Source organism: Hathewaya proteolytica DSM 3090, from assembly GCF_900142225.1.
Taxonomy (GTDB): Bacteria; Bacillota; Clostridia; order Clostridiales; family Clostridiaceae; genus Hathewaya; species Hathewaya proteolytica.
Map to the genome: position 1 here is coordinate 71183 of NZ_FRAD01000013.1, position 24615 is coordinate 95797.

A 24615-nucleotide genomic window follows, 5' to 3' on the forward strand; every position below is an offset into this window, starting at 1 on the left:
GTTTCTTATTTAGTTACTGTTATTTTGCAATAGGCTGTATATACATTTCCAGCTGTGTCCGTTACCCTTGCAATTATGCGCGTAGTTCCTACTTTCAAAGCTTTACCAAAAGCCCTAACCTTGCTCTTTGTAAACCCACTATCCGGATGATCAGGGCGTTGAGTTACAGAAATTACAGTAGGATCTTCAGCTGTTATTTTGACTGAGGCAATCTCTGCATCAGTAATACCTGTAGTTGTTATGATAAGATCCCCCTTTGAAGGAATATAACCTTTTACAGCAGCAGTGTATTCTGCATAATTAAATTCAACTTTTACATCTTTTTTTGCCTCTGCAAAATTAAATGAGAGAGTTTTCACCCCGTTAGATATATCCTTGGCACTGACTACCACCTTATAATCTCCAGCTTCCACATCCTTACCTACCTTAAAACTGTATTGGAACTGGCCCTTATCATCAGTTTCCACCTGATCCAAAGTAATTAATGATTGTCCATCAGCTGAAAATACAGTTATAGTAATGTCATGCTTTGATACCCCCACTTGTTTTGATACTCCACCCTCATTTTCCACACTTCTAAGCAATTTACCGGATATAACCACACTCTCATTAAGATCATATTCCGTCTTACTAAGCTCAGCAGCAAAAGTTGCATTTTCTAAACTTGGCTGTTTTATGCTTATCTTAACATTATGCTTTACCACTTTAATTACATTAATTTTCAATGTAACCTTGTATTTAGTTAATTCTTTCTCAATGACGATTTCCATATTGTTTGTAACTGTTTCATCATTTATAGCCTTAATTATTTCTGCTTTAACTGCATTTACCATGGCTAATTCACTATTTTCAACATCTGAAGGTAACTCATAGGTGTCTTTTACCACATTTATTTTTTTCTTAATAATGTTTAAAATTTTATTTACTTCATTTACGATTTTCTGTATTTCCTTTGCAGTAAATACATGTTTATTTGCCTTAACAGCTAACATCCCACCTAAAACTGCATTATTTACCATGTGACTTTCATTGCCTACATTTCCTAGGTTGCTTGTATTTTCTATGTTGCTTTTATTGCCTAACCTAGCAACACTTTCACCAAATCTGGCAAGACTGGCAACTTCGCTATTAGATTTCATTTCATTAAGCTTTTGCAAGACAAATATCATATTCTCATCCGTTACACCAACTATACCCGCTTTTTCAAAAGTATCTGGAGTAACACTATTCATGCCCTCATCCACATTTTCACTGGCTTCATCTATTGCAGCTACATTTTGTTTCACCTGCACTATAAGTTTTTCTATGTCATCCTTTGAAAAAACAGTGTCTCCAGATGACACCATCACCTGTTTTAATGCATCAATATTGTCACCATCAGCTCCCTTTACATTTAAATCCACCAACTGATTTAAATCAATATCTTTAATTTCCTCTTTCTTTATAACATTATTTTCTACTTCGCTATCCCTCGCTTGCTCTTTGCCTGACATTGCAAATAAAAAGGCATCCCGAAATCCATAATTTCAAAATGTCCCGTGTCAAGCTTCTTTGAGTTCACTCGGTCCACACCCTACGTGCCACTTTCATGGCATAAGGCGTTCCATCGGTAATTTTATTAAACAAATTCTTCAATTTGAAATATAATACTTATACATAAAAGAAATACATATTATAAACAAAAGTATTAGAAGTATTAGAAGTATTATTGGGAAGGTTTCAAATCGTATGAATCCGTCTAAAATTATACATCAAGCAATTTAATGTACAAGAAATAAAAATGCTTATCTGTCTTAATATTGCAAATGTGTAATTTTAATTTTCATATAGTTATTTATTTAACTATAGATGAACTCTATTTGTAATTTTATATATTATTTCATTTTTTTATCATTATTTTACCCCATGAAATCACAGGTCAATCCCTACTATTTCAAAGCTTACCTCATTATTCATTATAATTCTAATTGAAAATTCCATAAACTTTTATTAACTTATTTCTCCAATTTATGTTTTATGCTAATTTTACCTTTATCTTCGTTGCATACTTTATTCATAAACTTTACAAAAACTTTTAAATTGTTAGACTAGACGCCCTCCTATAAGAGAAGGATGTTTTACAAGGGCTAGCCATGAGATAATATTTCTTAATTATTAGATTTATACCCACTAGTATTCTCTACTCCATCACTGAAATGTACAACACAGCTATTTGATCTTAGTTTACACAAAATCCCACACGTTAATCCGCCACTGAAATGTACAACACAGCTTTTTGCTCAGTTTTAATATATTAAAACATAGTTTAGCTCCATCACTGTTTTCTACAAAAGAGCCACATAGCTCCCTCACCTAAAAATAGCAAAAAGCGAAAATGCCCCAAAAGAATTTTCACTCTCTTGGGACACCCCCGCCTTACTTCTATCCTTCTATACTTCTATACTAGCAATTCTTTAACAGTTTCTCGCTGGATACATGATATCATCTCATTAAATTCTGCTGAGCTTTCAATTTGGAATTCGCGCACCGGATCCTGCTGCCTATAAGATTTAAGCCTTATACCTTCTTTTAAGAATTCCATGCTATCTAAGTACTCAATCCATTTCTCATCCACATTTTTTAGAAGAATGGATTTTTCCTTTTCATACAAAGCATAATTTTCCACAATATTATTGTACTTATTTAGGGTCACTTCCTGAACATAAGGTACAATATCTTCCTTCTTCATTGCCATCAGCTTTTCTTCTGTTATTTTTTCAGAAGTAATATTGTATTTTGAAAGAAGTTGTACATATTTTTTTATAACCTTTGATGATTCTTCACCATTATTACAGCGATTATATAAATCGTTTATCACATTTTTTATAATGCTTATAATACTATCGTGGACATTATCATTGTCTAGAACCATATTTCGCTGTTCATATATAACAAGACGTTGCTTATTTACCACATCATCGTATCCGATAATATTTTTTCTAGTTTCGAAGTTATTGCCCTCTATATTTTTTTGTGCGGTTTCAATGGCATTGAAAACAGCCTTATGATGTATTTCATCGTGTTCCGGAATGTTTAATTTTCCAAATACAGCATTGAATACCTCACTGTCATAAACTCTAAACAAATCATCTTGCAAAGATACATAGAACTGAGAACTTCCCACATCTCCTTGACGCCCAGAACGGCCTTTTAGCTGATTATCAATTCTCCTAGCCTCATGCCTGTCTGTACCAATAATCCTAAGGCCACCGGCAGCTCTTGATTCATCATCTAGCTTTATATCAGTACCTCGTCCAGCCATATTAGTAGCTATGGTGATAGCACCAGCCTTGCCTGCATTTTCAACTATTTTAGCTTCTTTTTCCGGATTTTTTGCATTTAAAAGATAATGTTTTATCCCACGCCTCTTAAGAAGATAAGATATATCCTCAGACTTCTGGATGCTAGAAGTTCCCACCAAAATAGGCTGACCATTTTCATGATGAGTAATTATATCCTCTATTATAGCGTCGTACTTGTCAGATAGATATTTAAATACCCTATCCTTGTGATCCACCCTAGACACAGGTTTGTTAGTAGGAATGCATATAACATCAAGCCCGTATATTTCTTGAAATTCATTTTCCTCAGTGGCAGCAGTACCTGACATGCCCGACAAACGCTGGTACATCCTAAAGTAGTTTTGTATTGTAATAGTGGCCAAGGTCTTTGATTCCTTATTTATCTTTACGCCCTCTTTAGCTTCTATGGCCTCGTGAAGTCCCTCACTAAAGCGCCTGCCTTCCATAACACGACCTGTGAACTCATCAACTATCATGATTTCACCCTTGCGCACAATATAATCCTTGTTTAAATGCATAGTAAAATGGGCCCTAAGTGCCTGGGTTACATGATGTTGTAAATCCCTATTTTCATAATCAGCGTAGTTTTCCACACCAAAATATTTTTCCAATTTCTTTATACCACTATCCGTAAGAGCAATACCCTTACCATCCCTATCTATCTCAAACTCCACATTTTTCTTTAATTTTTTTGCAAATTCATTTACAGTGATATAGTACTTAGATGGTTTTTTCCCCTCACCAGATATTATAAGCGGTGTTCTAGCCTCATCTATTAAAATAGAGTCCACCTCATCCACTATGCAAAATCCAAGTTCCCTTTGAACTCTCTCTGATTTTGTCTTGGCCATATTATCCCTTAAATAGTCAAAACCAAACTCACTGTTTGTTCCATAAACTATATCACACTTATACTGTTCTCTCCTAACATCCGGAGACATCTCATTCAAAATAACACCTACAGTAAGGCCCAGGAACTCATGAACACGGCCCATCTCATCTCTGTCCCTTTTTGCAAGGTAGTCATTGGTAGTTATAATATGTACACATCTTCCCTCAATAGCATTAAGGTAAGCAGGTAACGTTGCCACAAGAGTCTTTCCCTCTCCAGTTTTCATCTCCGCAATTCTTCCCTGAGACAAAACAACTCCACCAATGAGCTGAACCCTGTAGTGTTTCTTGTTTAGTACCCTGAACGCGGCTTCTCTAACAGTGGCAAATATATCTGGAAGCAAGCTGTCCATCTTTTCCCCACTTTTCAACCTATCTCTGAACTCCTGCGTTTTTCCCCTAAGCTCCTCATCGCTAAGTTCGCAATACTTACCTTCCAATGACTCTATTTTATCAACAATAGGTTCTATCTTTTTCAATTCTCTTCTACTATAGTTATTTTCAAATATGCCAATCATGCCCTTCATCAGTTTACCACCCTTAAATTATATTGTAATCTCAAGTTATTTTAATTATATACCAGTTTCTTAATTTTTACCATACAAAAAGACCAATATATACATACTGGTCTCCTTTGGTTATCTAAATAGAAGTGCTGGTGCAATCCTCTACTAACGTATTTATTTACTTAAGTCTATTATATCATATTATATTTTAAATATAAAGTATTTTTTATAGTATTTTAAATTGTTTATAATGTTATATATTTAGAAATAGTTTGTACTTATTTTCCTATTTTTAATTTATATATGTAGTCCTTCACAATATTTACAGGTACAAACTCCTGATTAACACTAATATTCAATAATTTGCATTTATCACTGTTTAAAATAATAGAATCTTCATTGAAATTCAGATTTCCTACATAAATAGGCAGATCTTCCTTCATACATATCTTTATAGGAATAGAATTCAAAGTCACATCCCTATCACTAGCATTTCTAGCCAAAATTATTACATTAATGCCATCCTCTCGACCAATTGCCAAAATTGGATCCAAAGAAATTTCTCCATGCCTTATTTGTGGTATATCAAAGAATTTTTCTCTTAAAAAATCCTTTACCTCTTCAGAAAGAGATTTACTAACAGCACTATCTACATTTAACTCTTTAATATAGGATACCTTTAATTCCTCAGTATCTAAAAAGCCCACTTTTAAATTTACATTTTCCATTTGTACATGGACATTCTCAAATAATATCTCATAATAAAGGCTAGAATTGGGATTTATAGTAATTTCACCTTTAAAATCTAAATATTTTTGTCTTATAGGAATGCCATCCTCATTAAAAAGCCCAAGATTCATAGCATAAAGTTCCACAGGGTTTTCAGTAGTATTCGTAAGAAAGATTCCAATCTCTATACCTTCAAAACCATTGTATCTGTATATAGTGTCAATGGTTATCAGCTTATTAATGTTTTTATGATTGCTGATGCTCTCTTTTACCTTGTAATACTCCCTTAACACTTGCTCTTTTTTGAAGTCAGACGTTCCATACATAAACTCCACTGGAGGATTCTCACCTGTTATCTCATCAAAATCAATTTGTTTTTCCAATTCACTACTGATATCAGCAGGCTTCTTAAACAGTTCTCCAAATAAATTCGCCATAATTTCCTTACCTCCGCTAGCCTCTACAAATAAAGTACTGTAAAATCAGTATTGAATTCTACACTCTCAACATTTTGTGATACGATTTTACAAAATGAGTTTTTATCATAAGATTTCTTCCCATTTTTATACATATTTTTAGCCACATATTTTTTGTAGTATTCATTTAAAGCCATAAAATCTGGCGCATATTTTTCCGCCATAATATATAAATTGTAATAAAACTCTTCAAAACTATCCGCACTGTTCATCTTATACAGCACAAACAATTCTTCAAAATCTCTTCTCAGCTGGTCCATGTCTTCCTCATTGTAATGGTCCTTTAAGGATTTTATGTATATCTTAAAAGTGCCTTCCTCTATAAGCTTACCACATCCATAGGTCACCAATTTTTTTACAAGAGAAATACGTGCACTATTATTATTATACTTCTTAATCAATTCCCCGTTGTACTGTTCTACAATGTTGGAAAGGCGTTGAAAAACCTCTAAAGCCTGTGGCTCCATAGAAAAATGAATATTGCCCTTCTTTATAAAATCAACCACATCATACAGATATGCATATTGACTTTCCATATTAATGTTGCACATCAATTTTTCTAAAACCATCTTAAAATCGAAGTCATCCATATACTTTTCGGACTTTTGAACACTAGTTAAATACTCAACAGTATAAGCAGATATATCGTGTTCCCTCATATACTCCACAAGAAATTTATGGGACTGCCTTATCACCCTATAAGCTTCTATATTGTATGTATCTAAATTTTTTTCTATATTGTATATACTATTAGATATATTTTTTAATTGAACAAATTGATGGTGAACCTCCTTATCAGAACACGCTGCAAAAGAATCCTTATACCTCTCAATTGCCTTTTCACTTTCTTCAATCTTTCCTTCATTAATATACTTGTTAATCGTATTGATACTATTATTAAAATCTAATTTTAGAGAAACTACGCCGTTTCCTTCCAGTTCCCCTATATCTAAAATCAGGGATTCATGGTGTTTTCTATTTTTTAAATCTACAGTTACTACCCTCTGCTTCATATTCTTCTCTCTCCTAAACTATATTACTCTATAGGTATAGTATAATGGTAAATGCAAAATAATTCTATAACTAAATATATTTTATATATAATTCCACACAATTTTCCCACCTAGAATCTTCACCACAAAAAAAGAACCCTCAAAAGGGTTCCTTTTTTTTACTAGATTTCAACTCCAGCTGCCAAAAGCATTATTTGTAATGCCTGAGCTTCCTCTAGTACTTTTTCATCCTTGCTGTTAAGCAATCCGGCCATTAATGATTTTAACTGCTGCAATTCGCTATTGCTAAGAGTTTCTCCTGAAATAGCTTTTTCAGCATAAACCTTTGCCTCTTTTAATAAATCTTGTTCGCTATACCTAACTATCCTTATAAAACACGTAACAACATTCTATCCTATCAGTCATCACTGTATTCTACAATACAGCCACATAGCAGCATAAACACAAATATATCATCACATGCTTACAAAGATTTCGCTCGGTCCACACCCTACGTGCCACTTTCACGGCATAAGGCGTTCCATCGGTAATCAAATCATCTTTCAGTTTTCACTGACAATTGAAATAATTGGGGAAGAATTTCAACTATCAATTATTTAATATAATTATATAATAAATTGTGTATTTTTTCAACGATTTATTAATTTTATTTGAACTTTTCGTTTATTTTTTTATTTTTTAATTTTACTTATAATTTCATTAGATTTTTATATAAAAAAGAACCCCATACTAGAGTTCTTTTTTAATGTTATTTTACCCAACCAATTGCAGTTGCTTATCAACATATGGAATTTGACTGTAAATATTATCCCATACAAATACTTTTATAGTATGTCCACTTTCAATACATACTGAATTTTTTAACACAACTTCCCCATGCGCACAAATAGTTTTAGAAGCTATAGATGAATTTACCATATTACCTTTATGGTCATATACACACATCATCAATGTCACATCTTTATCTTCCCCAGTAATATTGGTTGCCTTGACACTGAAAGTAGCATAATTATCTTCATATAAAATCCCCTGATCTAATCCCCATATACGAATTCCCCTTGTTTCATATTCATTAGAAGGAGATTCTTTTACATTGAATTTTATAGCATTGGCATCCACAATTTCATTCTTAGAATTCATTGCTTTAACTAATACATAATGTTCTCCACCATGAAGATTTGACATAGTATAATATTTATTTTTACCACTATACACAACTTTTGAAGCATTATCTAAACTTATTTCATAATGATCAACTTGCGACTCCTTGGATGATTCTTCAATATTGTAATTTAGTTTTATTTCGTCACTATGCTCATATAACTGTTTGTCCAAATTAATCTTTAAGTGGGACTTAGCTGAATTAACTATGACAGTTTCTCCTGGAGTTATATTTCTTGCATAATCTACGCACCCCATATAAACTCTGTAAACTGGATTATTATTCTCTGGAAGTTCAAGATTCATATAATATTTATGAAGCTCCTGTTCTTTTAATTTAAATGATTTTTTACCATTGGCATCCACGTAGTCCTTATCATTAACTATAAAAACAAAATCTGAAATTCCAGCACCCTTTTCGCCATCATAAGCCTCTAATTCCAAATTGCACTGAGACGAATCTGCTATGACAATATTGTTATTTTTCAATATAGGGCTTGTCTTATCAATTTTAACAGGAAAAGATATTACTTGTTCTTTCGCATTTTTAGCATCTGCCATCACTCGAATATTTATGGAATATTGGCCTTCTGGTACACTTACACGTTGACCCTTTTGAGAATCGTATACAGTACCATCCCACTTCCATTCATTCTGCACTCTCGCTTTTAAAGTATTTTCTGCAAATACCTCCTTACGAACATTTTCAGCCTGATGCAGAGTCCTAATAAACTTTCCTTCTTTATCCGTCACATCTACTTTTAAATACTTTGCATTTCTAAGCAAAGTTATCTGTGGTGCCACATTTGAAATAGCATATGAATCATCAGGATTTATAGCAAAATATTCTGGTTTACTATCCTTACCTGCACCAATGTAATAGCTCTGATATCCACCAAACCCTTCTGTTATACCCACAAGAGTTGTTTCTCCAATCACTGATTTTCCTGTATATATTGGGTTATCTAATACCGGTAAAGCTGACCAATCACCATAATACCCCATATAGGGAATATTTAACGGAACAATATCACCCTCTGAAATAAATGATATATATCCTTCCACAAATCTATCTTTTGTTACAGAGTCATCTAATTTCAATGTGGCATTTACGGAAACAGTTTCTCCTGGTTTCACTTTTATCACTTCATTTTGAAACTCCATAGAAGCACCATCCAATTTTATATCGTATGGCTCACCATTCTTACTTTCATTGCATTCAGTAAGAATCCCATATGGATTTGAAACCTTATAGCTTACCTCAACATCTCCATAATTTTTAATATCCATTGAAATAACATTCTTTTGCGTCAATACACCTAAAGAAACTGATGCATCACCTTTGTATGTCACTGTTACCTTGTTTTTTAACGCATCCTTCAGATTTACAAAACCTGCTCCTTGCTGTCTTGGAGAATATGGAACACCATGCTCCTTATTCATTTTTATTTCTGCAGTATTCATAAGCAAGGTTTTATTTAATTTCACCTTATCTTCTTCATTTTTAAATTTCATATTTAGTTTATTAATATGCTGCATAAGTAAAGCTGACGTACCTGATACGTAAGGCGTAGCCATGGAGGTACCTGACATATTTTTATATGAATTATCATTAACTGTAGACCAAACAGCCCCACCAACACCTGTTATATCTGGTTTTAAATCGAGATTTGGAGCTGGTCCCCAAGATGAAAAATCCGACATACATCCACTTTCATCATTATTTCTTTCCAATAATTGATTTTGAAAAGATACGGTAACACCTTTATCACAAAGATTTCTCAATTTTAGTCCATCACTATTTTTAATGAATATTGAGGGAATTAGTACATTTTTATCGAAAGCAGTTGCCTCCAAAATAGTTTCATTGTTATCCAGGTTGTATATGATTACACCCGCTGCCCCTCTATTCTGTGCATTAATTTTTTTATCTTTAAACTCAATTTCTCCTCTCTTTATTAATGCAATTTTGTTTTTAAGACTTTTCCCTTGAAAGTCATTGATTTGATTTTTTTTCATCAACTCTTCCAAGATTACAATCTACAACTTCATATTTAGCAGCCAATTTTCTAATATCCCAGTCTGTCATAGCATAAGGAATTTTCCCTTCTCCATCAGAAGAACCATAACTCATTAAAAAAGACGTTGAAATAGAATTATTAAAAGACGCTACTTGCAAACTATGGTGGGCAATACCTGGTGCTCCAATTGTAGACGTATCATTTATGCCATTATGTTTTTCAGGGTAAGTGGAATAGTATGCATTACCACCTGCCACAACAACCATAACACCCCTGTTAATAGCTTCCTTTATAGCTCTTTGCTGACCATCCTCAGGATTTTGAAATCCAGCCGAACCAGAAATACTCATATTTATTACATCCGCTCCATGAGCTACTGAATCCTCAATAGCTGCTATGACATCACCTTCACATGCATTGCTAAGTTGTGGATTATTGGAAAATATCTTCATTGCAAGAAGCTGTGCTTCAGGGGCAACACCCCTTACTCCATTATGCGAAGCCATTTCTTTATCATCACTACAATTAGCGCCTATAATTCCTGCTACGTGCATGCCGTGCATATAACCAATATTGCCAACAGCTTTATCGATAACTTCATCATTCTTATCAATAAAATTGTATCCATAAGGAACCTTTTCAGTGTAATATCTTCCCTTAGACTTTGGGTTATTCTTATTAAGGTCCTCAACCTTTTTTTTGTTTAATTTAGCATTATTCTTACCACTCTCTGTTAAAACCATATCTTTGTGAGTATAATCTATACCTGAATCTATAACAGATATAACCATGCCCTCACCCTTGTAACCGTATTCCCTATACACTTCTTGTATTTTCCCAAGGTCCAAAGCATGTTTCACATCCCTTGAATATTCCTTTTCAATCGAAACATGTTTTATACCTTTAATGTTCTTAATTTTGTCCAAATCTTTCATTTTTGCTTTTACACTAAAACCGTTTATCAGAAGTACATATTCATTAGTAAAGATAGCCTCACTATTTATTTTTCTTATCTCATCCTTAAAATATTTCTGTGAATTTAAAACCCTAGATATGAGTTGTTCATTCTTAGATGCAACTTCAAGAGATTGATCACCCACATAGTCTTTTACAGCTTTATCTTCAATTTCCACTATAAAAGTAGTTATTTTCTCACCATCTAAAGCCTCTACTTTTGAAACCTCATGATCCTTTGATGCTTCATTAAAAAGTCTTTTCAGTGATTGAAGATATAACTTATCTCCACTAGATTGTACCTGTGCTTGCACTTCCACAGAGGTAGAAAATATTACACTAAAAATCATAAAAAATGACATCACAAGGCTAATTATATTATTATGCTTTTTCCTCATTTTAACGACTCCTTCACTGTATTTTAACTTTTATCAATCTAATTTAAAACAAAATCCTTATTTTTAAGATTCAAATAGTATCCCGATACTGGACTATAATCGGAAATTTTATTTCCTTTTAAAGTTAGTGTTTTAAGATTTACTAAATTTCTAAGAGCTTCTATGTTGGTTATATTATTATTTTCAAGCCACAAGTAATTAAGGCTAGTACACTCCTTCAAAGCAGTTATATCCTGAACCTTATCTCCCGTTAAATCTAAGTGTGTTAATTTATTCAAGGATGCAATAGCCGATATATCGCTTAAAACAAGAGTATTTTTTATCTCTATATTCTCTAGATTTCCAAGATTCTTTATTGCACTAATATCAGTAAGAGGATTCTGATTTATAAATAACTCTTTTAGATTTGACATGGATTGTATACCATTTAATGAGCTTATTTTATTACCCGAAACATGCAATTTCTCCATGTTTATTAAGTTCTTCAATGAAGATAAACTTCCTATATCATTATTATTCATCTTTATATTTTTTAAGCTTTGAATACCCGTCAAAGGTGATATATCATTTACCTTATTGCCAGCTATCCACAATAACTCAAGTTTTTTCATATTCCTTAATGGAGTTAAATCCGTAATTCTGTTATTATCCAAATGCAAACTTTTCAAATTTGAAATAGTAGAAAGAGGCGATATATTTGATATACCGTTTTCTACAAGATCTAAATAATGTAGGCTGTCTAGGCCATTAAATGCCCCTTGCTCTATGTTAGTTATACTGCATGATGATAACCCAAGTTGCTCTAAAGCTTTCAAGTTTTCAAAAGTGTTTTTCTTTAAAGTATAAATTGGATTTCCCGCTACATAAAGCCATTTTAATTTTTTAAGATTTTTTACTGGAGATAAATCAGAAACTTGCATATAATCTATATCCAAAACTTCCAAAGATTCTAAATACTCAATTCCTGTAAGATTTTCTATTTCCATAATGCCATAATTTATTGGAACAAGATTCTTTAAATTTTTTACATCACCTCTAGTAATGGTACCAGTTGGTTTATCTATAGACTGTCTTACAGCACTTTCCAACCCCTTATCTGCAAATACTACTACTTCCTTGTCATTTTTTTGGTCTTCCTTTGGATCATCCTTTGAATCATTTCCACCTTGTCCATTTGTTGATAAGTATTTTTCCTGTGATAATCTCTTCCCATTATTTTTTTCATCTTCAACCCATATTTTTATACAATTAGCTTTTGCAGGAACCTTCATATAGCACGTATAATCCTTAGATTCAGTAGGCTTAATGCTTTCTGAAAAACTAACCTTATTTAAACATTTATCCTTATCATTAAACATAGATACAATTAACTTACACTGTTTTTCCTCACCACTTTTGTTGCATAAGTTTATATTGAAACGTTGATTTTTATTTATCATTACCTTATCTACAGTATTTATAAAACTAACATCTATATCACTATCCGCTGCTAAAACTTTACTTGGTGATAAGCATATGATAAATCCCAAACACACCGTAAATATGCCCATGATATTTCTTTTTAAAATACACTTTTTGATATGTTTTAACATAATTATTTCTCCCTTCACCATAATGTTTTACAATTCTATAATTATACTTTTGCCTTTTGCAAGACCATTCTCAGAGTGAATACTCCAACCATCCTCTAAAACAAGCTTGGCATTTCTTTTACCACCAATAACATCTGAAACACCCTTAACATCACTTTCAGTTAGTCCCATGCCAAAACTACTTGTACCTAAACCATACTCACCTGCAGTATATTTGTAATACTTTTCAGCTTTAGTATAGTTACTCTGCAAAGTATAACTCTTATCATCTAGAACTATTTTAAACTTAGAAAAATCAAAAATAAGTTTGTCCAAATCTGTCTTAGCTATACCCTTAATAGTAGATCTTAAAGCCTTATTGTAAAATTCAATGCCTGTAATCTCCATTGTGTTATTAAAAACAGGTACATTAGCTTCAGATTTTCTCGTAACATCAATAATGAAGTACTTTTTAACATCCTCTTTACTTGTAAATTCTCTATCCACAGTAATCATAATCTTGTCTCCAAGTATTTTAACTTCACTATCATTATTCAATTGAGCCATACAATTTATTGCATGATAATTAAAACTGTTTAAATCTTCTTTTATAAGTTGTCCGTTTTTTTCATTTACTAATTGAAAAAGTATACTTGTAGTTCCCAGGGTTTTATTACTAGTGGATACCACTTCTATACCAATGACCTCTTTACCCTCTTCTAATTTTTTTATTCTATTTGCCATATAGTCAAGCCTTGTTATCATGTTCTTTTTAAATTCTTCATTATTGGATTCCTTTACTATTTCCCTTGCACTATCAACATCGACTTGTAATTTACTACCTTCAGCTTTTACAACAGCCTCCAAAGCTTCCTTCTGAATTTGTGCCTCGTCCTTTTCAGGAAGCATAACTTTTTGCTTTATGACAAAACCGAAATCTTGACTTATACGAGATTCCTTTGAAGTCGATAAATCCACAGCTGTAACAATGTATTTATGCTGTTTTATATCAATGCCAGATATATCTCCTTCTAAAAGCACTATATTCCCTTCTGCATCACTAGTGGTTTTTGAATCCAAAGTAATATACTCTCCAAGTTCATTATCTCTATTCAATATATTATCACCATTTTTATCATTCCATTTATAAAGCCTTACTTCATAACCTACTTCAGCAAATATACCCTTATGGAATGATATTTTCTTTGGATTTGCATGTTCATCATATGTCACCATGAAATCTACATCCTGTTGCAAATTTTCCTTTAAAAGCTTTGGTGCTGGTTTAGCTACTACGACTTTAAAACTTATACTCTCTTCACTTACACCATCACTTACCTTTACAGTAACCACTGTTTCTCCTACCTTAACAGGCATAAACTGTATACTTCCACCGCTGCTTATTTCTGGGTTTATTATCCCTTCAGGTTTACACTCAATGGATGTTATATTTAGCTTACCACCTTTAGTACTTTCAGCAATATCCTGTGGTTTGATAAAAACGTAATACTCGCCTTGGTTAACCTCTTTATTCAAATTACCCTTTGCCACAACTGTCTTGCTCTCATCCTTTTTAGTTATAGTGATTTTTATAGCACCCTGAGCTTTATTCTTATCACGATTAAATAAATCTTCTTGCTTTATTTTTATAAATACGTAACCATTTCTATCAATTTCAGGTTTTTCAACCATCTCATGACTTGTTACATTAAATACATAATCATTAAGGTTATCCCTAATAACAGTATTGGTTCCCTTAAAAACTAACTGCATTTTTACCCTTGCCACTCCAGCACTTCCATAAACTCCAAGTACTTTAAAACCAACCCCCTGGTTAATCTGACTATTATCTATACACTCCTTAACCTTATTAAGCCTTGCCATTAGTTCATTTTTAAGAACAGTATCTTTAATTTTATCCACTATGACTTTAGCAGCATCGTAGCTTTCTTTAGTATTATCTATTTCAGCCTTTGATACTAACTTATATGCCTGATTTTTTAACTCTTCCTGCTCCAAATTCCCTTGTGCTAAAGTAATAGTAATAACGTGCCCGTCATCCTTTTCTGATTCCATGTCATTTTTTCCTGTGGCAGTCAAAAGGAACCTATACTCTCCTTTCTGTAAATCACCTAATTCAACCTCATCTAAAACAACTTCCCCACTATCATTCTGTTTAGTTTTGCATGACAAAACAACCGGATTTTCTAGATTATCCTCACCTACACCATAAGCATTATCCTTTAACCTATAAAGCTTTATTGTAAGATCCTCTTCATAGAAAATTCCAGCATTAAACTTTATCTTATCAACTACACCATCGTAATTATCTGTTACAAAAAAATCCTTACCTTGTACAAGATTTTCTTTTACCATAGGAACTCGTAAACTTTTATAATTAAACTCTATGGATTTTGATATGGACTTAGTTTTATTAGATGCCACAATGTGGATTTTATATGCTTTACTATCACATTCCTCCATTGATATATATTTATCAAATTTCCCCTTATCATCAGCGTTGATTTGATCTAAATATACATAATCCTCATCTTCACTACTAATCCGAAAGGTTATATTAGCATTTTTGCAAGAAGAACCAACTATTCTAATTCCCATTTCTGCCACTTGGATTCCATGTTCATCAATATTAAGATGTAATTCCTCATTACCATCGTCAGGCTTTGATGGGTTCTCCGGTTTACCTTGTTTTATTTCTATATAAACATTGTGCTTTACAATGTACACACCATTTTGAATAAGAAATACTGAATACTTGTCTCCATTTTTTACTATATCAACTTGGACGTTTTTATCATTTCCCCCATTGATTTCATGATTTAATATCCTATTCAATTCAATCTTTACCAAGGATATTTTTGTATCATAATTATTTTCAGTATTTGTAGGCAACTCGTATATATCTCTTATCAACATTAGTTTTTTGCTAAGTATATTTAAACTATTATTTATATCATTAACAACTTTTTGAATTTCTTTTGCTGTGAATGTATATCTTGGCTTTTTAGTCTTAGTATCTTTTGCCACATCTTCAAATGCTACTGTGCCTATCTTTCCTAAATCTGCACTCACCTTTTGATCACTGAGCTTTTTCAACACAAATTTTATATTTTCTCCAGTTATACCAGTGATTCCAGCCTGATGAAAAACATCAAGGTTTATATTGTTTTTACCATCTGTCTCATTGAAATTATCAACTGCTGAATTTATCAAAATTATATTATTATCAATTTGATTTAAAAAACTTTCAATATCAGCCTTAAGAAAGCTCTGTTGGTCAGATAAGCTCATAACTTGTTTTAACGCCTCAATATTCTCTTCATCAATCCCCCCTACATTTAACTTTTCAAATTGACTTACGTCTAAATTCTTTATATCTTCTTTTTTTATAATTGTATTTGTATCGCTATCCCTCGCTATCTTTTTCCGCAATGCAATAATATTCTATATTTTTAGTCATCACTGCATTTTACAATACAGCCACATGAGCACATACATACATAAGCATATCATCACATACTTACAAAAATTTCGCTCGGTCCACACCCTACGTGCCACTTTCACGGCATAAGGCGTTCCATCGGTAATTAATGTGCTACGAAATATTCATAATTAACACAGTTTGATATTTAAAATATGACAACACATAACTAAGCTTTTTATTCAGTAGTTGTAGATATTATCATTGGGAAGATTTTAAATATCATAAATACATATAAGATTATACAAGTATTATTTGTATATACCAGTTATTTAATTTATCAAATTACTTAATATTGCATTTATGCCATTTGTATTTTGGAATAGATAATCATTCAACAATAGATAATATCTATTTGTATATATTAACATCAATGAAATGCTGGGCACACAAAAAAAAAGAGAGCTTTCCTTATGGAAAGTTCTCCTTAGTAAAAGAAAATTATTCTTACACAAGTGGACGCATGTTGTCAAAATTATCCCATACGTATACTTTTATTTCTTTTATGCCCTTTGCATACTGTGAAGCATTCACTTCAAAAACAATTTCATTATCTCCCTTTATGAAATTGCTTTCTTTATATATTACTTTGTATGCTCTACCATTATTGTCTATAATCTTTAAGATTACCACACCTTTTGTATCTACATTGGATGTAGATGATACAGTTATCTGTACTTTACCAGCATTTTCTGACTTGTCTATTTTATTCACAGAAATAGGTCGTGTTGTAACACCTATAAGACCCTTTATTGCATTTTCTATCTCTAGAACCACTGCATTTATTTCCTCTGAGTTTGGTATAAGTTGTTCATTCAACGTCTTGCCCTTTTCAATCAATGCCTGAAGAGCCTGAACCTTTTCCTGAGGCAGTCCCTCTAATGACAGTTTCTCAGCTTTAGCTATAACCTCTATCATAGAAGCATATTTTACATTTATACTTGGATTCCTTTCAAATACCGAAGCATCAAAATATTTTACACTCTTTGGTATTATTACTTCACTCAATTTATTTCTCTTAAATGCTCTGTTACCTATGATTTCAATGCCCTCTTCAAGTATTAAAGTACTTAACTTACCACTTGTAAATGCATCATCACATATTTCTTTTACAGTACCTGGTATAGTTAGTTCAACTATAACAGCATTCCAGAAGCACTTTGCTCCAAATTTCTTTAAAGTACTAGGTATAACCAATTCCGCTAAAGATTTGTTCTCTGCAAAAGCAGATTGTCCTATTTCTTCAATACCCTCATGGAGTACTAGTTTAGATATTTTGGAAAAAGAGAACGCACCCTTTGGCACAATTTTTAATCCTTTTGAAAGTGTCAAAGATACCAAATCCCTATTAGACGCAAAGGCACCTTCCCCTAATTCAATTATGTTATCTTGCAAAACAAGATTTTCAATATTATTGTTTCTAAAAGCCATAGTTCCTATTCTTTTTATAGTATTTGGAAGAATTAAAGCTCTTATTCCGTCAGAACCATAAGTATCTATATTAAATGCTGAATTACCTATGCTGTCTACAATCTTACCATCTAAAGTTTTTTCTGGAATTACAACCTTCTTATTAATTTTAAATTTTGCCTTCCCTAACTCTGAAAAACCAGTTATAGCTGTTCCATCAAAAGTAAAGTGCCTTGATTCCCATGGTTCTTTATCTTGATCCGAAGGGTCTGTTGGCTTTTCTGGATCTGTAGGGTTCACAGGATCAGTAGGCTCTGCAGGGTCTACTGGTTTTACTGTCTCCGTAAACTTTCCATCAAGCTTAACTTTTACTATAAGACTTGTCATTTTCATATTGTCTACAGTATTTTCGCATGATGTACCAGATCCGCATTTTATCTCATCTACTGGAACTGGCTCGAATTTACCTCTGAATATTAAATATCCGTCCTCTTCACCAGCTTTTTCCCATCTATCAATTTTCATTATATGCTTATCTTCATCTACAAGACCTTTAAATATAGCGGCTCTCACTTTAATTTCTTGGTCTAGCTTATCCTTCATCTGTTCACTATTAAAGTCACCAGATAAATTCACTATTTTATCTACAAATATTTTAAACTCTCCACTTTCAAAACCTTTATTTTTTCTAAAGGAATTCGGACAGAATAGTTCTACAGAATCTGGTATTACAACGCTCTCTATATCGTTTACTCCAAAAGCCTTTGGTCCTATAACCTTTAATCCTTTAGGGAATTTAACACTCTTTACGCTATTGTATAAAAATCCTCCAAGGTCAACTACCTTTACTGTATCTGGCAAATCCACAGTCTGGATTTTATTATTTTCAAAACATTGATCTCCTATTTTTTCGATACCAGGTAATATAGTAATTTCATAAATGATATTGTTGAAAAAAGCCCTATGACCAATTTTTCTCATGGTAGTTGGAATAGTTAATTTAGTCAATTTGTTAAGACCAAAACTCTGATCGCCAACAGATACCAATCCTTCATTTAGTTGCATATCACTTATATTATTTGAAAGGAATGCTCCATCACCTATAGACTTAAGGTTCTTTGGAAGTTGAATTTTCTCCAAAAGGTTACCACCGAAAGCTCTTGCTTCTATTACTTCTATAGTATCCGGCAATACTAAGGACTTTATTTTATCAACATCCTGTGTATGAGTATCGCTCCAAAAAGCTCCTGTTCCAATAGATGTAACTACTTCTCCAGTAGAATTTTTGCTTGGAATTACAAGGTCTTTATTATCTTTAAACTTTGTTTTTCCCTCTTCTGAAAATCCTTTTATAGTAGTTCCATTAAATGAAAAATGCTTTGGTTGCCATGAATTTTCTTCTACTTTATCTTCTAAAGCAGCCATAGCGTTTTCAATGGTTGTAACAGCACTATTTACTTCAAGCAATGTGGCATCAGATTTGTTATTTAAAGTTTTCCCTGCACTTATAGCATCTGTAAGAACTTTTACACTGGCTTCGGTTTTATTTGATGTAGAAATTCCTTCTGCTCTTTCAATAGAATCTTTAAGTGACGCATATTTTACAGTTACATCACTATTCTCAGCAAAAACATCTTTACCTAAAGTTTTAACACTCTTTGGTATTATTACTTCTTTTAATTGGTTAGACTTAAAGGCTCTAGTATTGATTTTTTCAATACCTTCTCCTAATATTAACCTTTCCAAATTCCCAGTAAGAAAAGCATCTGAACCTATTTCGCTCACATTCCCAGGTATTGTAAGTTCCTTTATGTTGGCACCCCAAAAAGCTTTACTTCCTATTTTGGTAACAGTATTAGAAATAGTTAAATTGGATAACTTTTTATTTTCGCTAAAAGCAGAACCCCCTATTTCCGTTACACCTTCTGGTATTATTAAAGTTTCTATGTTGCTAAATGAGAATGCTCCAGTAGATATTAATTTTAAGTTATTTGAAAGCGTCAAAGTTGATAAATCCTTATTAGATGCAAAAGCTCCACTTCCAATAGTCTCTACACTATTAGGCAATACAAGACTTGTTATATTGTTGTTTCTAAATGCCATCAAACCTATATTTTTTATAGTTTCAGGCAATACAACAGATTTTATTCCTTCAGTTCCATAGGACTCTATATTAAACGCCTTATCACCTATGCTATCTATATTTTCACCCTGAATATTTTTACTTGGAATTACAAGGTCCTTATCCGTTGCAAATCTACTTTTACCTGCATCAGAAAATCCCTTTATAGTAGTTCCGTCAATAATGAAATGTTTCGTACCCCAACCCTGTTCAGTTTCCTGTAACTCTACGGTAGCAGTAACTATTAATTTAGCTAATTCTTCATTAGCCCCAGTGCTAACACCTATATCCTCAAAATCTTTATAGCTACATGTAGCTGTATATTGTCCAGCCTGGGTTCCATTAAAGCTTTCTATTATCCATGTTTTAAATTCTGTAGGTACATTTCTCTTTTCTGTGCCAGCGCCTATACTTATATATGCCCTAACCTTTACATTTTCATTTAAAGCAGAAATAACTTCATCTTCCGTGCTTCCAACACTCAACTTTATTGGTTCGCGCAATTTTATGTTAAAAAATTTCTCTGCGTCCTCTACATTGCCCTTAAAAGAATGCCAATAAATTGTGTTTAAAGTTGAAGGTACTTCCATGCTAGTTAACTTATTGTTTGTAAATGCTTGTGCTCCAATTCTCTCAACAGATGCACCCAAAATCACCTCTGAAATTTCATTGTTGGCAAAGGCAGAGTCATCTATATTAGTTACAGAATCTGGTATAGTAACTTTTGTCAATGCATTTTTATCGAATGCCATTATACCTATATGTTCTACGCCTTCACCTAGTTCAAGAGTGGATAATTTCCCAGTTTTCTGACTAGAAAAAGCTCTTTTCCCTATATCTTTTACAGTACCAGGGATTTTAAGTTCTACAATAGGATTGTTAAAAAATCCATTTTCTTGGATTTCCTCTATACTTTCGTTTAAAACTAAATTACTTATATTGTTTACCATGAAGGCACCGACACCTACAACCTTTACATTGCTAGGTAGCTCCAAACTAGTCAAGCTATTGCTTGCAAAGGCCATTTCACCAATACTCTCAAGTGTATTAGGCAATTTAATAGATGTTATCTTTTTTCCTGAAAATGCTTTTTTACCTATAGCCGTGATAACTTGCCCATTTACCATATCTGGGATTACCAGTTCCTTTGACGTACCACTATAAGCAATAATTACACCGTTTTCTACGGTAAACTCTGATTGTTGATCTTCAATGGCACTTACTACTAATGGATAGTTTACCAACGCAGTTTGGAAAACGGAAAATGCCATGGCAAATGCCAACATACAACACATGAAACTTTTTATAATTCTATTTTTCTTATATAAATTCATTGTTTATATTATCTCCTCTTTAGACAGTTTAATTAGGTAATAGGGATAAGGGTATACCCCTATTACCATAGAAATGCTACTTAATTTTTTTACTTATTCTTTATTACTAACTTTTCTTCCATAGATTCATTGACAGGGCTATGAGCTTTAATTGTCATGTTATATTTTCCTGCTTCTGTGTCCTCTGGGACTTTAAATGTATGCTGGAATTCTCCCTTATCGTCAGTGACAAGTTGCTCAACAGTTATAACATTTCCATTGATATCTGATACCTTCAATGAAATATCCACATTAGATAAAGCCTTTCCAGCCTCCATCAAACTTCCAGTTATAACTATATCATCATTTACCCCATAACTATCCTTGTTTAATGCTGTATTAAAGGTGTATGGCGATTTGCTTACCTCAAGTTTAACTTCCTTATCCTTGCCTTCACCTTTAACTTGCTTTCCAACTGACTTTTCACTTTCTTTAACCGTAACATCTACATCTTTGCCGATTTTAGATTTTACAGGTTTAACTGATATAATTGTAACTGCCTCATCGATTATTACCGGATTAACAATCTCACTTTTTTCAGCTAAAGTCAAAATTGCATCTTTTGCTTGTAAAATAACATCTTTGACTTTTCCTTCTATATTAACTCGTGATTTGCTATTTCCAGTTACCTTAACCGTAGCATCAATAACACCTTTTAGCACAAGAGCCTCTGTAAAGTCTACTCCTGTCTCTATGGTAATGTCTTTATTTATAACCCCAGTATTGTTGAAAGATCCACCATTGGAATCTTTAATTATAACCACATTTAATACACCACTATTATTAAATGTGTTATTGGAAACATCATTTATTGTAGTAGTCCCATTTATTGTGGCAGCATTGTTAACTGTGGCATTCTTAGCGTTTACAGTAAAGTTTCCTGTAATAATGCCATTTGCAATACTAACAGTTCCATTTGCATCGCTTGTAATTGTAACATTTCCTGTCAATGTCTTGCCACCTAAATCAAGATTGACAAGCTTTGTAAGACTAATATCCCCTGTAATGTCACCTCCTATTTTTATTGTATCTCCGTCATTAGCTTTTTTAATAGCTTCCTGTAGTTGAGTGTTATTGCTTATTGTTTTATCTTCGCTATCCCTTGCTATCTTTTTCCGTAATGCAATAATATTCTATATTTTTAGTCATCACTGCATTTTACAATACAGCCACATGATCACATACATACATAAACATATCATCACATACTTACAAAAATTTCGCTCGGTCCACACCCTACGTGCCACTTTCACGGCATAAGGCGTTCCATCGGTAATTAGTGTTCTAGGTAATATTTTAAGTAAATACACCTACGGTATTTGAAATATGACAATAAAAATAACCAAAATTTTTTATTTTATAGTTATGATTATTACCATTGGGAAGATTTCAAATATCATGAATACATCTAAATTATACAAGCATTATTTGCATATACCAGTTATTTAATTTATTAAATTACTTAATATTGCAGTTATACCATTTGTATTTTGAAATAGATAACTATTTAACAATAGATTTCTTCTATTTTAATTGCTACTAGGTATTGATATTTCAAGTGAAATCACCGAAAATATATTATGAGGAGGGATTAAAGCAATGAACAAAAAGAAAATGTCTATTTTATGTATAGTATTAAGTTTATGCTCTACCCTAGCTAGCAATACACAGGTTCTAGCTACAACAAAGGTGAAAACTCAGCTTAATCGCCATGAAACTGGAAACAGAGCGATAACTTCAACCGAAGAGCAGGAACTAATATTAAAAGCGGAAAACGCCTTAAAAGAAGGTGAAAAATACTTAGTATCAGGGTATGTGGAAATAGCGAAGGCTTATGTAAATCAATTAAAAGATGGGCCCACAAAAGAAAGCTTAAATGCAAGAATATATAAACTTGAAAAAGCTATTGCCTCCGCCATAGAAAATGCAAACAAAGATAAAATTAATGAAGCAAGAAAAGCTGTGGAAAAATATGAAAATTCATTAAAAAGAGAAGATATGCAAAGTGCCCAGAAACTAGTTAGCAACTTGCCTGATTGTGCTATTAAAACTTCTCTAAAAGATAGATTAGTAGAAGCTGAAAAAAAAGCCCTAGCATATGAAAAAATTTTAACAGCCACTGCCGCAGTGGAAAAAGCCTATAACACATTGCAAGAATCCGATTTAAAAAACGCCATTAACTTAGTCAATAAATTGGATGAAAGCAAAGAAAAAACGGATCTATTATACAAAATAGAAAAGATCAAAATAGCCATGGAAAATGTAGATGTAGAAAGAGTCAGCAGAGCTATTGAAGCTGTGCAGAAAGTAGAAAAAAGTTCTAAAAGAGAAGATTACAACACAGCTCAAAGCTTAGTTAACAGACTAGCTAGAGGAGACGTTAGAACAAACCTAGAAAATAGATTAAAAAATATCCTAGATAGTGTAAAAAAATTGGAACAACTAGAAAAAGAACTTGCTGTAGAAAAGGAGAAGATAAGTAAAGCAACAGAAGCTGTGATAAAACTTGAAACTACTCTAATAACCTCTGATTTAAATACAGCAGTATCTCTAGTGGATAAATTAAAAGATGGCAGCGAAAAAAAGGCATTAAAAGATAGGATAGAGAAAGCTAAAGACAAAATAAAAAATGCAAACCAAGAAAAAATAGATGAAGCTACCACTGCGGTAAACTTAGCAGAAAGCACTTTAATGAAAGAGCTCTTTGATAGGGCCAAGACACTAGTGTCTAAATTGGAAACAAGTGATGGAAAAAAAGCTTTAGAACAGAGATTAAAGGTTATTCAAGAGAAAATAAAGCAAAGTGAAAGCGACAAAGATAAAATAAACAAAATCCAATTAAAGTATTGCAAAGAACAAGTAGATATCTTTGAAAAAACTCCAAAGGTCTCTGAAATCTATACCATAGATAACTTACTTAAGATACTAAAAGATGACAATGAGAAAGCAAAATTAGTAGAAAGATTCACAACTCTTAAGGATTTCTTTATATCAAAACTTGAAAACAAGGCAAAATATGACATTAAAATTGCAAAAAGGCTAAAAAACCAGGAATCAATAAAAATCGCCAAAGCTTCCGTATCATTACTTCCTGAAGGAACTGTAAAGAATTCACTATTCAGTGATATCTCAAACATTAAATAAACA

10 protein-coding genes and 1 pseudogene are annotated in these 24615 nt (G+C 32.5%); 1 reads left to right on the forward strand and 10 read right to left on the reverse strand.

Translation table 11 applies throughout. The features are described from left to right. Positions 1 to 5: 5 nt before the first annotated feature. The 10 genes and pseudogenes from BUA73_RS08520 to BUA73_RS08565 form a co-directional block, all read right to left on the reverse strand. Entirely contained in the window at positions 6 to 1493 is a 1488-nt protein-coding gene (locus BUA73_RS08520) for a hypothetical protein (RefSeq protein WP_072903705.1), read from the reverse strand. Between the two features lie 962 nt (positions 1494 to 2455). Continuing rightward, positions 2456 to 4759, reverse strand: a pseudogene (secA, locus tag BUA73_RS08525) (preprotein translocase subunit SecA); the annotation flags it as partial. 257 nt (positions 4760 to 5016) lie between these two features. Continuing rightward, the gene (locus BUA73_RS08530) at positions 5017 to 5904 is read right to left on the reverse strand and encodes an SLAP domain-containing protein (protein ID WP_072903707.1); all 888 of its coding nucleotides are present in this window, start codon (positions 5902 to 5904) and stop codon (positions 5017 to 5019) included. Positions 5905 to 5927: 23 nt separating this feature from the next. Further along, positions 5928 to 6956 (reverse strand): hypothetical protein, encoded by a 1029-nt coding sequence (locus tag BUA73_RS08535; protein WP_072903708.1) that lies wholly within the window; start codon positions 6954 to 6956, stop codon positions 5928 to 5930. Positions 6957 to 7709: 753 nt separating this feature from the next. Further along, positions 7710 to 10136 (reverse strand): S8 family serine peptidase, encoded by a 2427-nt coding sequence (locus tag BUA73_RS08540; RefSeq protein ID WP_072903709.1) that lies wholly within the window; start codon positions 10134 to 10136, stop codon positions 7710 to 7712. Beyond that, positions 10114 to 11490, reverse strand: a complete 1377-nt coding sequence (locus BUA73_RS08545) for a S8 family serine peptidase (protein ID WP_072903710.1) — start codon at positions 11488 to 11490, stop codon at positions 10114 to 10116. The genes BUA73_RS08540 and BUA73_RS08545 overlap by 23 nt, the downstream gene beginning before the upstream one ends. A gap of 38 nt (positions 11491 to 11528) precedes the next feature. Beyond that, a complete protein-coding gene (locus BUA73_RS08550) occupies positions 11529 to 13082 on the reverse strand; it encodes a leucine-rich repeat domain-containing protein (protein WP_072903711.1) in 1554 nt (517 codons plus the stop codon). A 27-nt stretch (positions 13083 to 13109) separates the two neighbouring features. Further along, positions 13110 to 16514, reverse strand: a complete 3405-nt coding sequence (locus BUA73_RS08555; protein ID WP_072903712.1) for a hypothetical protein — start codon at positions 16512 to 16514, stop codon at positions 13110 to 13112. 496 nt (positions 16515 to 17010) lie between these two features. Further along, a complete protein-coding gene (locus BUA73_RS08560; protein WP_072903713.1) occupies positions 17011 to 21429 on the reverse strand; it encodes a leucine-rich repeat protein in 4419 nt (1472 codons plus the stop codon). Positions 21430 to 21518: 89 nt separating this feature from the next. Next, entirely contained in the window at positions 21519 to 22418 is a 900-nt protein-coding gene (locus BUA73_RS08565; RefSeq protein WP_072903714.1) for a hypothetical protein, read from the reverse strand. Between the two features lie 649 nt (positions 22419 to 23067). On the opposite strand from BUA73_RS08565, the gene BUA73_RS08570 reads away from it, so the two are divergent. Next, the gene (locus tag BUA73_RS08570; protein WP_072903715.1) at positions 23068 to 24612 is read left to right on the forward strand and encodes a hypothetical protein; all 1545 of its coding nucleotides are present in this window, start codon (positions 23068 to 23070) and stop codon (positions 24610 to 24612) included. The last annotated feature ends 3 nt before the right edge of the window (positions 24613 to 24615 follow it).